The 12,847-nt window shown below is 60.0% G+C and carries 11 protein-coding genes; 4 read left to right on the top strand and 7 right to left on the bottom strand.

Annotated elements, in window-relative coordinates; all coding sequences use genetic code 11:
• Window positions 1-26: 26 nt before the first annotated feature.
• From ACGKZZ_RS01500 to leuC, 4 genes are all read right to left on the bottom strand, one after another.
• Entirely contained in the window at window positions 27-989 is a 963-nt protein-coding gene (locus ACGKZZ_RS01500) for an endonuclease/exonuclease/phosphatase family protein (RefSeq protein ID WP_411221660.1), read from the bottom strand.
• 20 nt (window positions 990-1,009) lie between these two features.
• The gene (locus tag ACGKZZ_RS01495) at window positions 1,010-1,798 is read right to left on the bottom strand and encodes a hypothetical protein (RefSeq protein WP_411221659.1); all 789 of its coding nucleotides are present in this window, start codon (window positions 1,796-1,798) and stop codon (window positions 1,010-1,012) included.
• Between the two features lie 363 nt (window positions 1,799-2,161).
• Window positions 2,162-2,767, bottom strand: coding sequence for a 3-isopropylmalate dehydratase small subunit (leuD, locus tag ACGKZZ_RS01490; RefSeq protein WP_411221658.1), 606 nt, complete (start codon window positions 2,765-2,767; stop codon window positions 2,162-2,164).
• Window positions 2,767-4,170 carry a 3-isopropylmalate dehydratase large subunit gene (gene leuC, locus ACGKZZ_RS01485; RefSeq protein ID WP_411221657.1) on the bottom strand — a complete coding sequence of 468 codons (1,404 nt, stop codon included), beginning with the start codon at window positions 4,168-4,170 and terminating at the stop codon, window positions 2,767-2,769. The genes leuD and leuC overlap by 1 nt, the downstream gene beginning before the upstream one ends.
• Before the next feature lie 276 nt (window positions 4,171-4,446).
• Here leuC and ACGKZZ_RS01480 point away from each other — a divergent pair, with 276 nt between their 5' ends.
• The 3 genes from ACGKZZ_RS01480 (at window position 4,447) to ACGKZZ_RS01470 (ending at window position 8,918) form a co-directional block, all read left to right on the top strand.
• Window positions 4,447-5,781: a mechanosensitive ion channel family protein gene (locus tag ACGKZZ_RS01480; protein WP_411221656.1), complete on the top strand. Its 1,335-nt coding sequence runs from the start codon at window positions 4,447-4,449 to the stop codon at window positions 5,779-5,781.
• 62 nt (window positions 5,782-5,843) lie between these two features.
• Entirely contained in the window at window positions 5,844-7,022 is a 1,179-nt protein-coding gene (locus ACGKZZ_RS01475) for an acetyl-CoA C-acyltransferase family protein (RefSeq protein ID WP_411221655.1), read from the top strand.
• 111 nt (window positions 7,023-7,133) lie between these two features.
• A complete protein-coding gene (locus ACGKZZ_RS01470) occupies window positions 7,134-8,918 on the top strand; it encodes an ATP-binding protein (protein ID WP_411221654.1) in 1,785 nt (594 codons plus the stop codon).
• Here ACGKZZ_RS01470 and yaaA read toward each other — a convergent pair.
• From yaaA to ACGKZZ_RS01455, 3 genes are all read right to left on the bottom strand, one after another.
• Window positions 8,903-9,682 carry a peroxide stress protein YaaA gene (gene yaaA / locus ACGKZZ_RS01465; RefSeq protein ID WP_411221653.1) on the bottom strand — a complete coding sequence of 260 codons (780 nt, stop codon included), beginning with the start codon at window positions 9,680-9,682 and terminating at the stop codon, window positions 8,903-8,905. The genes ACGKZZ_RS01470 and yaaA overlap by 16 nt on opposite strands.
• 35 nt (window positions 9,683-9,717) lie before the next feature.
• Entirely contained in the window at window positions 9,718-11,772 is a 2,055-nt protein-coding gene (gene recQ, locus ACGKZZ_RS01460; RefSeq protein ID WP_411221652.1) for a DNA helicase RecQ, read from the bottom strand.
• An 83-nt stretch (window positions 11,773-11,855) separates the two neighbouring features.
• Complete coding sequence (locus tag ACGKZZ_RS01455) at window positions 11,856-12,149, bottom strand: YggT family protein (protein WP_411221651.1); 294 nt, start codon at window positions 12,147-12,149, stop codon at window positions 11,856-11,858.
• A 136-nt stretch (window positions 12,150-12,285) separates the two neighbouring features.
• On the opposite strand from ACGKZZ_RS01455, the gene ACGKZZ_RS01450 reads away from it, so the two are divergent.
• Window positions 12,286-12,828: an acyl-CoA thioesterase gene (locus ACGKZZ_RS01450; protein ID WP_411221650.1), complete on the top strand. Its 543-nt coding sequence runs from the start codon at window positions 12,286-12,288 to the stop codon at window positions 12,826-12,828.
• The last annotated feature ends 19 nt before the right edge of the window (window positions 12,829-12,847 follow it).

The raw sequence follows: 12,847 nt of genomic DNA, 5'->3' as shown, positions 1-12,847 counted from the left end.
TCGCCTAGCCCCGCAAAGCCGGTTGGTCAAGGCAACGGCGGATCTGGCACGACGATGTCGACAGTGATCAGACTGTGATCCTGCTCCGGCATCACTGGCCAGACCCTCGCATCGCGCAAGGTCAGATCGCGCGACGGCAAGAGATAGGACACGCGCATCGCACCTGGGTCGTCCCAATGGGCCGTCGGCTGGCGCGGCAGAGGATCTTGCAAATCCGGTCGCGACAGAAATCGCCCCATCGCCCCGCGATATCCCTCGCCACGGTCGGGGTCGAGATTGGAGTTCGCCATGAACACCAAGGGCGCGCCGAGTGGAGGACCGTGAACGCCATCCATGATCTGTTCCCACAATCGCAACTCATCAAAGTTACGCCGCCCGTTGCGATCTTCGGGGCCGTCAAACACCGGCGCGCCGGCATGGCCGATCATCAGGGACAGGTAACGCGGCGCCTCTGCGTTCTCTGCCACGTTGACCGGCACCACCCAATGCCCGCCGCTAGACAGCCGCTGCGCGCCATATCCGGCATCCTCGCGAGACATGTGCGAGCCGGGAATTTCGCTCCAAAGCAACTGATTGTATGAACGCACTCCCTCGAGGTGGATCGGGTAACGAGACAGCACGGCCAACCCCTCCTGCCCCGGAAACCGTCCGTAGGCCTGAGCATCCTCGGGTTCGCCAAGACGCCCGTCGGCGTCGGCGTCAAAGTCGGTTGCGATCCCGGAATTGGGACGCAGAGGCAGCGTGAAGTCATAGCCTCCACCAAGCATTTCGACAAAGGCCGCCAACGCAGCACCTGCTGCGTCGTAATCGAATTTGGTCAACACGATGACATCCGCATCCGCATTGTTCAGCGCCGCGGCCAGCGCCGCCAGTTCAGGATCGCGTTTTTGCAGATCGCGCAGCAGCAGCCCCGGCCCGTCGCGCGACAGTGGCACATGCCACAATGCCAGTCGCAATTCCTGCGCAAACGTAACTGAGGCGCTTGTCATCAGCGCGGCCAAAAGCAGGATCAGGCGATTTGCAACTCGTCGTCCTGCGCGTAGGCGCGGCGTCTCTTTTCCTCGACCAGAGCCGCGACGCGAAACAAGGCAATGCCGCGCATCATCAATGTCAGTGGCAAAAACGCCCATGCGCACAGTATCCAGATCACTACGACAGGCACAGCCAACAGCGCCGCGTCGAACGCGCCCAAGCTCCACTGCAACAATGCTGGGATCAGGAATGGCAGAAGAAATCCTAAGGCGAGGTTAACATGTGCATCTCGCTTCAGCCGAAACAGCACATCGCGGCCAGAGGTCGGGTCGAACAAAGGCAAGTTGATCCAGAAGTTGAATGCTTTCTTGCGGATCGGCCAGAAAATGAACCGCGCATGAAGCCAGAACAAAACCAATACGATGACCGTCACTGCAAACAAGACGCTCGCGATGCGCGCGACCGTCGAGATATCGACCAAATGGGAGAGATCGCCAAACGCAATTGTCACCAGTCGAATTGGTGAAAACGGGATGTCGAGAACCGCTGCTGCGCTGAAGGACAGGTCTTTCAACAAACTGGCATCATCTGGATTGCCAGCTGAACGCATCAGCAATGACGCGAACAGCACACAGAAAAAGAGCGCGAGGAAACGTAGCCTGTTGAACGGCGGCGCGTTGCGGAATTCGAGAAAGGTTGGGTATTCACTAAAATACTCAACAAACGTCACGACCGCCGCCACCATCGCGATCAGAGCCGCCATCTGCGCCGCATCGTTGGACGTGTCAGTCAGCACAAGTGACGGAATCGCCACCAAAAGCGCCATCAACAGCGCGCGCAGAGCTGATCCGATGATCCGCTTGACCACTCCGGTTTCCCTTCAAACTGGACGGGCGCGATACGATGCCGAACCCTTGTTCCAGATTTGTGCCGTCAGGATCGACGGACTGCCTCATTCTTGCCCCAGTTTTGCCCAAATTGCGGTGACGGCTCAACTGCGGTGTCCGTTCAAGCACGTGAATTCATTGGAGTTGACGGTTAACTGGTGCGCGAATACATCAAATCGGATCGTCTGATGTGGCCAGTGGATGCGCGTACACAACATCTTGTGGCGCGTTTTTTTTGGAGGTCATCCAGCAAAAAGGCCGCCCATGTTCGAGCGGCCTCTTTCAAGTCATGTCGAGCACATTCAGACCCAAGGCCGCGCCTGTGCCGCCTGCGATTCAAACGTGTCGATTGCAGCAGCTTTTTCCATCGTCAGGCCGATATCGTCGAGGCCGTTCATCAGGCAATGCTTCTTGAAGCTGTCCAACTCGAAGGCAAAGCTCCCTCCATCCGATGTGGTCACAACCTGATTTTCCAGATCGACGGTCATCCGCGCGTTCGATCCCTTCTCGGCATCCTTCATCAGCACATTGACGGCCTCGCGCGGCAGGACGATGGGCAGAATGCCGTTCTTGAAGCAGTTGTTGTAGAAGATATCGGCGAACGATGTCGAAATCACCGCCCTGATGCCGAAATCCTTGAGCGCCCAAGGCGCATGTTCGCGCGATGAGCCGCAGCCGAAATTGTCGCCGGCCACCAGAATTTCGGCCTCGCGATATTGCGGCTTGTTGAGCACGAAATCGGGAATTTCCTTGCCATCGTCGTCAAAGCGCATCTCGTCAAAGAGGTTCGCACCAAGGCCCGACCGCTTGATCGTTTTCAGAAACTGCTTGGGGATGATCATATCGGTGTCGATATTCATCAAGGGCATCGGCGCGGCGATGCCGGTCAGTTTTTCGAACTTTTCCATCACATCATCTCCCGAACGTCGGTCAGTTTGCCCGTCACCGCTGCTGCGGCTGCCATTGCAGGGGACATCAGGTGCGTGCGTCCGCCTCGGCCCTGACGGCCCTCAAAGTTGCGGTTCGATGTGGCGGCGCAGCGCTCGCCCGGCGACAATTGATCCGGGTTCATCGCGAGGCACATGGAACAGCCCGCAAGGCGCCATTCAAAACCGGCTTCGATAAAGATATCGGCCAGCCCTTCTTCTTCGGCTTGCGCACGCACGAGGCCCGACCCGGGAACGACCATCGCGCGTTTCACGGCAATCTTCTTGCCTTTCAATATCTCCGCCGCGGCACGCAGATCCTCGATCCGGCCGTTGGTGCAAGAGCCGATGAAGACGGTGTCGATCTCGATATCCGAAAGCTTCTGGCCCGGCGTCAGCCCCATGTAGTCAAGAGACCTTTGCGCCGCGCCCACTTTTCCGCCTTCAAAGCTGTCAGCCGCGGGCACCTCTGCGGTGATCGGCAGAACGTCTTCGGGCGACGTGCCCCAGGTGACGACCGGAGCGATATCTTCACCCTTGATCGTGACGACCTTGTCCCAATGAGCATCATCATCGGAATAGAGCGTCTTCCACCAGTTCAGCGCCGCTTCCCATTGCGCGCCCTTTGGAGCGTGCGGGCGGCCCTTGACGTATTCAAACGTCTTTTCGTCGGGCGCGATCAATCCGGCACGCGCTCCGCCTTCGATGGCCATGTTGCAAACCGTCATACGGCCTTCCATCGACAGATCGCGGATCGCCTCACCGCAGTATTCAATCACATAGCCGGTGCCACCCGCCGTGCCGGTTTCGCCGATCACGGTCAGAGTGATGTCCTTGGCCGTCACACCGGGGCGCAGCTTGCCGGTGATCTCGACCTTCATGTTTTTGGATTTCGACTGAATCAGCGTCTGCGTCGCCAGAACGTGCTCAACCTCGGACGTGCCGATCCCGTGCGCTAAAGCGCCGAATGCGCCATGCGTCGCGGTGTGGCTGTCGCCGCACACAACGGTCATACCGGGCAACGTCCAGCCCTGTTCGGGGCCGACGATATGCACGATCCCCTGACGCACATCGGAGACGGGGTAGTAATGAATGCCGAACTCCTTGGCGTTGATGTCCAGCGCCTCGACCTGAATGCGACTGTCAGGCGTCATCTGGTCGGGGTTCTCGCGGCCCAGCGTCGTGGGGACGTTGTGATCGGGAACAGCAATCGTCTTGTCCGGCGCGCGCACGGTGCGGCCCGCCATGCGCAGGCCTTCGAAGGCTTGAGGGCTGGTCACTTCGTGAACAAGGTGACGGTCGATATAGAGCAGGCAGGTGCCATCTTCGGCTTCGTGGGCCAGATGGGCATCCCAGATTTTATCGTAAAGCGTTTTGGGGGACATGGGTCCTCTCCCTTGAGGCAAGGTAACGTGAAAGGGGTCGTGGGTTCAGGCGCGGGTGCGTAGTCGGGCACGCACCGTGTGCGTCGAACCAAAGAACCGTTCACGCAACCGCGCGCGATCATCCATATCGAAGACCATCTTCATGCAGCGAGCCATACATCATCGCCCCTCCATCCCGCAAGGCGTCTGAGGGCACCCCGAACCCCTCCCCATAACAGTTGCGCAAAGGCACTGGTGATGCGACCTTGCCAAAGAGGCAGGGAACCGATCCTTCATATGGACTCAGACACAGTCACCACCGAGTCAGTCACCGAATTCACGCTTGATCTGTTCGCGTGGATCCAAGGGTTCACCGACAGCCTGGTGCGCCCGTGGAACGCCTACCAGCTTTTGATCGTGCTGGCGGTTTTCGTCGTGGCGCATTTGCTGGCCAGCGTTCTCAAACCGCGCCTTCACGATTGGATGCGGACCCGCGAAGGTTGGCCCAAATGGCGCATGCGCGCGCTGGTGATCTTTCATCGCCGGCTGCGCATGATCCTGTTTGTCGCGCTGATCTGGATCGTCATCTTCGTGATGCGCGAAGTGACGTGGCCATCGCGCTCCTATCTCCTGGGCATCATTGCCAATCTTTCGACCGCCTGGCTGTCGATCGTTCTGGCGACACGTCTGATCAAGAACCCGGTGTTGCGCAGCATCGTGCGCTACGGTGCGTGGATTTGGGTCGCCCTGTCGATCACCGGTGCCGCGGACGATGCGCAATCGCTGCTCGAAAGCGCGGCGTTCAGCATTGGCGACACGCGCCTGTCGCTTTGGCTCGTGGTGCAAGCGGTGGTCATTGTCACCGCCTTGTTCACCATCGCCCGTCTTGTCAGCACCACCACCGCCACCACGATTCGAAAGAACGAAGACATTTCGCCGTCAATGCAGGTGTTGGCGATCAAGTTCCTGCAAGTGACGCTTTACGGTGCCGCATTCTTCATGGGCTTGCGGCTTGTCGGCGTTGATCTCACCGGGCTGGCGTTCCTGTCGGGCGCAATCGGCGTCGGACTTGGGTTCGGCTTGCAGAAGGTCGTGTCGAACCTGGTGTCCGGCATCATCATCCTGCTCGACAAGTCGATCAAACCGGGTGACGTGATCTCGCTCGGCGACACGTTCGGCTGGATCAATTCGCTGGGCGCGCGCTATGTCAGCGTGGTCACCCGCGACGGCAAGGAATACCTGATTCCGAACGAAGACCTGATCACCGGGCAGGTGGTCAACTGGTCCCATTCGAACGAATACGTGCGGCTCGATATTTTCTTCGGCACCGCTTACGGCGACGATCCGCACATCGTGCGCGATATTGCGATCCAGGCGGCGAAATCCGTGGATCGCGTGCTCAGCTTCAAAGCGCCTGTGTGCCATATCGTCGGGTTTGGCGACAGTTCGGTCGACTACATCCTGCGCTTCTGGATCCGAGACCCCACTGGCGGGCTGACCAACATTCGTGGCAATGTCTATCTGGCATTGTGGGATGCATTTCAGGAAAATGGCATCTCGATCCCGTTCCCGCAACGCGAGGTCAAAATGCTCGAAGGCTCACAATTGGCGACAAATGATACCCTCGACTGAATGGACTGCTTTTGGCGCACAACATCATGGTCGGGATTACTGAACTTTAATGGAGATTACCTATGGCAGACGACATCGTAATTCTTGACGGCGCACGCACCGCGATCGGCACGTTTGGCGGATCACTGGCGGGCACGCCGCCGATCGACCTTGGAGCCACGGTCGCACGCGCGGCAATGGAGCGGTCGGGCATTGATCCGGCGCAGATCGGCAACGTGGTTTTCGGCCATGTCATCAACACCGAACCGCGCGATATGTACCTCAGCCGTGTTGCCGCCATGCAGGCCGGCATCCCCGACACGACTCCGGCGATGAACGTGAACCGCCTTTGCGGATCGGGTGCGCAGGCAATCGTCTCTGCCGTGCAATCCCTGATGCTGGGTGACGCCGAATTCGCGCTTGCCGGCGGCGCCGAATCGATGAGCCGCGCGCCCTATATCAATCCCTCGCAACGCTGGGGCGCCAAGATGGGCGATGTGCAGACGCTCGACATGATGCTGGGCGCGCTCAACTGCCCGTTCGGCACCGGCCACATGGGTGTGACAGCGGAAAACGTCGCGGCGGAACATGACGTAAGCCGCGATGCGCAGGACGAATTTGCCGTCACCAGCCAGGACCGCGCCGCGCGAGCCATCAGCGAAGGCCGTTTCAAAAGCCAGATCGTCCCGGTCGAAGTCAAGGTCAAGCGCGACATGGTTGCCTTCGACACCGACGAACATCCCAAGGCGACGACGAAAGACACGCTTTCGGGGTTGCGCACCGTGTTCCAGAAAGACGGCACGGTGACTGCGGGCAACGCCTCGGGCATCAACGACGGCGCGGCCGCGTTGGTTTTGGCCACGGCCTCTGCCGCCAACAGCGCCGGGCTCAAACCCAAGGCACGCGTCTTGGGTTATGCACATGCCGGCGTGCGCCCCGAGGTGATGGGCATCGGCCCCGTTCCGGCAGTGGAAAACCTGCTCGAACGCACCGGCCTGTCGATCAGCGATTTCGACGTGATCGAAAGCAACGAAGCCTTCGCGGCGCAGGCGCTGGCCGTGAACAAAGGGCTTGGGCTTGACTCCGAAAGGGTAAACCCCAACGGCGGAGCGATTGCGCTGGGCCACCCTGTTGGCGCAACCGGCGCGATCATCACGATCAAGGCTCTCTATGAATTGGAGCGCATCGGCGGTTCCAAGGCGCTCATCACGATGTGCATCGGAGGCGGACAAGGCATCGCGCTGGCCGTCGAACGTCTGTAACGCTGCGGCTCTGGCAGAAAATGTTACCCCGTCGCGTTGAATTGCGGCGGGGTTAATTTCTTCTTCACCATAATCCTCGAAGGTCAAACCCAATGGCAAACGGAGGTCTGGATGAGTCTCGCCAACAAATTGGCCGAGGAACGCCGCGCGCGATTGGCGGCGGAGCGGCTGTTGGAACTCAAGCAGGCCGAATTGTTCGCCGCAAATCGCAAACTGGGAACACACGCGCAGCAGCTCAGCAATGAAATCGTCGAAACCCGCGCCGAGGTGGCGCTGGTGCGTGGTGAAAACCAACGGGTCAAAACCGAACTTGGCGTCGCGCATGAAAAGGTGCAGATCGCCGAACGTCGCCTCTGGCACTCGATCGAGACCATTCAAGACGGGTTTGCCTTTTTCGACAGCGACAACCGGATGATCGTCGCCAACCGCGCCTATCTCGCGGTGTTCGATGAGCTTGAAGAGGCGCAGCCCGGCATCACCTATCCCCGCATCCTGCAATTGCTGACCGAAGAAGGCATTCTCAACATCGGCGACGAACCTCCAGCCGAATGGCGCGCGCGAATGCAGGAACGCTGGCAGCAGGCGGCGCCCGAGCCGATGGAGATTGTGCTTTGGAATGGCGAACACATCCGCATGATCGATCGCCGCGGTCCGTCAGGCGATGTCGTCAGTCTTGCTCTCAACATCACCGAATCGGTGCGCTATCAGGAACAGCTGACCGAAGCGCGCGAAAGGGCGGAGTCGGCAAACCGCGCGAAATCGGCGTTTCTGGCCAATATGAGCCACGAAATCAGGACTCCGATGAACGGTGTCGTCGGCATGGCCGATCTTTTGTCCGAGACGGATCTGGACAGCGAACAGCATCTTTTCGTGGAAACCATCAAGAATTCCGGCGAGGCTCTTCTGGTCATCATTAACGACGTTCTGGATTACTCCAAGATCGACGCCGACAAGCTGGTACTGAACCCGGTGCCGTTCGATTTGCAAAAAACGCTGCAGGAAGTGGTGATGCTCTTGCAGCCCAGCGCGCAGGCCAAGGGGCTGACGCTCAGGATCGACTATGACATGTTCCTGCCCAAGCAATTCATCGCCGATCCCGGCCGCATCCGCCAGATCGTCACAAACTTGATGGGCAATGCCGTCAAGTTCACGCTCAAGGGCGAAGTGCTGTTGCGCGTCGTCGGCGTTCCGGCGGGCGACGGCGAAACAACGCTCCATATCTCGGTCAAGGACACGGGCATCGGGATCTCGCCCGATCAAATTGAGCACGTTTTTGGTGAGTTCAATCAGGTCCAGGACGACCGCAACCGGCAATTCGAAGGCACCGGCCTCGGCCTCTCGATCACCAAGCGCCTTGTTGAATTGATGCAAGGCGAGGTTTGGGTCGAATCGCAGGAGGGCGTTGGAAGCTGCTTCGGCATCCGCGTCACCCTGCCGTCGGCAATCGATGCAACGGAACACGACCAAGCCAGAACGTCCGACTTGCCCGTCACGGCTTCGGCAGATCAAGATTTGCCGAAGGTGCTTCTGGCCGAAGACAACAAGACCAACCAGATGGTGTTTCGGAAAATGGTCGGCAAACTGGCCATCGCGCTGCACACCGCCAATGACGGGTTCGAGGCGGTGGAGTCCTTTCAGTCGCAACGGCCGGATGTGATATTCATGGACATCTCGATGCCCGGCATGGACGGAAAGGAAGCCACCGCCCGCATCCGCGCGCTTGAAGGGGACGGGCCGAACGTGCCAATCATCGCGGTGACCGCGCACGCGATGGACGGCGACCGCGAGATGATCCTCGGTGCGGGATTGACCGACTACCTGACAAAGCCGTTGCGCAAGGCTGCGCTGATGGAAAAGCTGACGCTCTATTGTCCGCAGCTTCAACTGGCTTCGTAGGGCCGCACAAAAACCGGCTTGTCCGGCTCTGACAGGTCGTCGCGATAGGCATAGCCGCCAAGATCAAACTCCCTGATCGCGTCGGGATCGGTCAGACGATTCTGGACAATGAACCGCGCCATAGCGCCACGCGCCTTCTTGGCGAAAAAGCTGACGATCTTCGGCCCCTTTCCGGTGCCCTTGTCCTCCATGAACGCTGGCGTGACGATCCGCAGGCCCAGCGCCTTTGGCGGCACTGCGCCAAAATATTCCTGGCTGGCGCAATTAACCAGCGCGTCGGTGTCCAATGCCTCCGCCTCGCGCCTCAGTTCCTTGGAAATCTGGTCGCGCCAGTACTCGTAAAGATTGCCGCCGCGCCGGGTTTTCAGGCGGCTCCCCATCTCAAGGCGGTAGGGCTGTATCCCGTCCAGCGGACGCAATATGCCATACAGGCCCGACAGGATGCGCAGATGATCCTGCGCCCAGCGCATTTCATTATCATCCAGCGTGCCGGCCTCCAGCCCCTGATAGGTGTCACCCGCAAACGCCAGCGCAGCCGGGCGCAGATCGGCATTGTTCGGTGCATCGTCATAGTCACGAAATCGGTCGCGATTTAACTTCGCAAGGTCGTCGCTCAGATCCATCAGAGATTTCAGATTGCCCAGGGTCAGGTTGCGCGCCGTCTTGGCAAGACGGTTCGCGTCGTCCTGAAACACCGGCTCCGTCATGGTCACATCACGTTCCGACCAGTCGAGCCGTTTGGCCGGGGATATCACGACGAGCATGGCAGCACCTTTCCTGTTGAGCAGTGGCGAACGATCTAGTCCGGACTGTGCAGAACGTCCAGAAATGCCCCGGCAAAACGGTCTGCGCGACGGTCACCGATAATTCGCGCCACGCCTGTCGCATCGCGCGGTTTGGTCTGGGCCAGCTTGGCGAGTTGACCGGCATCACAAGACATCGGCTTCAATGTCCCGCACGGCCCCCGCGTCAGGTTGGCCTGTGCATTCAGGAGCGCATCGTAAACGCCACCGGCAGTGCCACTGGCCAGCTTGCGCCGCGCCGGGTGATCCTGCGGCACGTCACCGGCGATCACCGTCAGAAAAGCCTGTCCGTAGCGTTCGAGCTTTTTCGCGCCGACTCCGCTGATCCGCGCCATTTGATCCAATGTCTTTGGTCGACTCTCGGCCATCTCGATCAGGGTCTTGTCGGGGAAGATGACATAGGCAGGCACGGATTGTTCCTCGGCCAGCGCGCGCCGCTTGGCCTTGAGCGCCGACATTAACGGCGCGTCTTCATCACTGACCAGCGCACGCACTTTGGGGCGACGCTCGCTGGCGGCCTCGATGCTGTCACGGCGCAGTGAAATCTCGGCCTCTCCGCGCAGGATCGGGCGGGCGGCTTCGGTCATGACAAGCGCACCGTGGCGTTCGGCATCCGGGCGCATCAGATCGAACCCCATCATCTGACGGAACACTGCCTGCCATTCACCGCGTTTGAGATCGTTGCCAACGCCGAACGTCGGCAAATTATCATGGCTGCGCGCAAGCACCTTTTCGGTTTTCGTGCCCAGCAGAATGTCGATCAGATGCCCGGCGCCGAAACTTTCGCCGGTGCGAAGTGCGGCGGACAGTGCCTTGCGCACCGCTTCGGTGCCGTCGAACACCTTGGCGGGCGTGTCACAGAGATCGCAATTGCCGCAGGTGGATTCGGATTCTCCGAAATAGGTCAGCAACGTCTTGCGGCGACATTCCTGCGCCTCGGCCAGACCCAGCAATGCGTTCAGCCGCCCGTGATCGGCATGGCGGCGTTCGGGCGGTGCCAGCCCTTCGTCAATCTGACTGCGGCGCAGGCGAATGTCATCCGCGCCATAGAGCGTCAGCGTTTCAGCAGGCGCACCATCACGCCCGGCGCGGCCGATCTCCTGGTAATACGCCTCAATGGATTTGGGCAGATCGGCATGGGCCACCCAACGGATATCGGGCTTGTCGACCCCCATGCCAAAGGCAACCGTGGCGACCACGATCAACCCGTCCTCGGTGGCAAAACGCGCCTCGACCGAACGACGGGCGTCCGGGTCCATGCCGCCGTGATAGAAACAGGCAGAATGGCCCTCGGCATTCAACGCTTGCGCCAGGGTTTCGGTCTTTGCGCGGGTGCCACAATAGACGATGCCGGATTGGCCTTTGCGCGCGGCGGCGAATTGCATGATCTGCTGGCGCGGCTTGTTCTTGGGCGCGAACATCAGATGGATGTTGGGCCGGTCAAAGCCGCGCAGGAAAGCGCGCGGCGGTTGACCATCGAACAGGCGATTGACGATCTCTTCCTGCGTTTCCGCATCGGCCGTGGCGGTGAAAGCGGCCAGAGGCACATCGAGGGCACGGCGCAATTCGCCGATGCGCAGATAATCGGGGCGGAAATCATGGCCCCACTGGCTGACGCAATGTGCCTCGTCCACGGCGATCAGTGACACACCAGCCTGCTGAAGCATTCGTTGCGCACCGCCAGAGGCAAGACGTTCAGGGGCGAGGTAGAGCAGCTTCAGCGTGCCGGAATGAAGCATCTCCCAGACGCCATCATTCTCTTCCTCGGTGTTTGTCGAGGTGAGCGCGCCAGCGGCCACCCCCGCCTCGCGAAGCCCGCGCACTTGGTCGCGCATCAAGGCGATCAGCGGAGAGATGACAACCGTGACACCATGCCGAACCAGCGCCGGCAATTGGAAACAAAGCGACTTACCCCCGCCCGTCGGCATGATCGCAAGCACGTTTTCGCCCTGCGCAACGGCCTCTACGATTTCGGCCTGACCGGGGCGAAAGCTGTCGAATCCAAAGACATCCCGCAGAATGATATCTGCGTCGGGCATATCGCGCGGCATGGGAGACCTGTCAGGTTTTTTACTATATCTGCTCTGTTTCTGACAGTCTCATACTAAGGATGTGTGAACAAGCCTTGGTTCGCTCAGAAACTATAGAAGAACCCGGCGTTGTTTTGCAGCACGATGCGCAAGATGTAGATCGCGATCAGGGCCACCAGCGGGGCCAGATCGACACCCGACATCGGCGGAATGATGCGGCGCAAGCGGGAGTACATCGGCTCAAGGATACGGTTCAGCGCGTCCCAAATCTGCGCCACCAGCGGCTGGCGCAGGTTGAGCACCTGAAAGTTGATCAGCCAGCTCATGATGACATGCGCGATGATGAAGAACCACACGATGTCCAAAAGCAGCATGAGGATTTGAAACAACGATTGCATCGGGTGATCTTTCCTTGGGTTTTGGCTGGCCAACAGGTAGGGGCAAGCGGCGCGAAGGACAAGAGCCGGTTGCCGCAGCGTCGCGGTTGACGCGACCTGTGACAAGGTCACCCTAGCGCGCGACAGGAGAGTGCCGATGTATCCTTTTATCCGCATGGCGCACGGCCTATGGCGTGCCCGCAAGACCCCGAAACTGGGCGCGACTGAAACCTACGTTTCGCAGCATCGCTGCTGGCCGTGGGATATCGACATGTGGATGGAATTGAACAACGGGCGCACCCTGACGCTCTATGATCTGGGGCGGATTCCGCTGGCCAAGGCGACGGGGCTGCTGGCCGCCGGACGGCGCGAGGGATGGGGGCTGACGATGGCCGGTGTCGTCGTCCGCTACCGCCGCCGCGTGCGCGCGTTCGAGAGGTTCGAGATGCGCAGCCGTCTTTTGTGCTGGGACGCGCGGTTCATGTATATCGAGCAATCCATGTGGAAGATGAACGGTGAATGCGCCAACCATGCCGTGTATCGGTCTGCCGTGACTGACAAGAACGGCATTGTCGCGACCGACCGTGTGATCGACGCGTTGGGGCTGGCGGAAACCCCTTCGCCCACGATGCCCGATTGGGTCGCGCATTGGCTTGAGGCGGAAGACAAACGCCCCTGGCCGCCGATGCAGGACACCTGACAGGTTGCCAGCGCCGCGC

The organism is Marivita sp. S2033 (assembly GCF_046592965.1).
In the GTDB taxonomy this organism is placed as follows: Bacteria; Pseudomonadota; Alphaproteobacteria; order Rhodobacterales; family Rhodobacteraceae; genus Marivita.
This window is presented reverse-complemented; position numbering and strand designations above follow the sequence as displayed.

What these genes read in the sequence shown, in the direction of transcription:
- ACGKZZ_RS01500 (WP_411221660.1), bottom strand. Translation starts at nt 989, where the DNA reads ATGACAAGCGCCTCAGTTACGTTTGCGCAGGAATTGCGACTGGCATTG.
- ACGKZZ_RS01495 (WP_411221659.1), bottom strand. Translation starts at nt 1,798, where the DNA reads ATGGCGCTTTTGGTGGCGATTCCGTCACTTGTGCTGACTGACACGTCC.
- leuD (WP_411221658.1), bottom strand. Translation starts at nt 2,767, where the DNA reads ATGGAAAAGTTCGAAAAACTGACCGGCATCGCCGCGCCGATGCCCTTG.
- leuC (WP_411221657.1), bottom strand. Translation starts at nt 4,170, where the DNA reads ATGTCCCCCAAAACGCTTTACGATAAAATCTGGGATGCCCATCTGGCC.
- ACGKZZ_RS01480 (WP_411221656.1), top strand. Translation starts at nt 4,447, where the DNA reads ATGGACTCAGACACAGTCACCACCGAGTCAGTCACCGAATTCACGCTT.
- ACGKZZ_RS01475 (WP_411221655.1), top strand. Translation starts at nt 5,844, where the DNA reads ATGGCAGACGACATCGTAATTCTTGACGGCGCACGCACCGCGATCGGC.
- ACGKZZ_RS01470 (WP_411221654.1), top strand. Translation starts at nt 7,134, where the DNA reads ATGAGTCTCGCCAACAAATTGGCCGAGGAACGCCGCGCGCGATTGGCG.
- yaaA (WP_411221653.1), bottom strand. Translation starts at nt 9,682, where the DNA reads ATGCTCGTCGTGATATCCCCGGCCAAACGGCTCGACTGGTCGGAACGT.
- recQ (WP_411221652.1), bottom strand. Translation starts at nt 11,772, where the DNA reads ATGCCGCGCGATATGCCCGACGCAGATATCATTCTGCGGGATGTCTTT.
- ACGKZZ_RS01455 (WP_411221651.1), bottom strand. Translation starts at nt 12,149, where the DNA reads ATGCAATCGTTGTTTCAAATCCTCATGCTGCTTTTGGACATCGTGTGG.
- ACGKZZ_RS01450 (WP_411221650.1), top strand. Translation starts at nt 12,286, where the DNA reads ATGTATCCTTTTATCCGCATGGCGCACGGCCTATGGCGTGCCCGCAAG.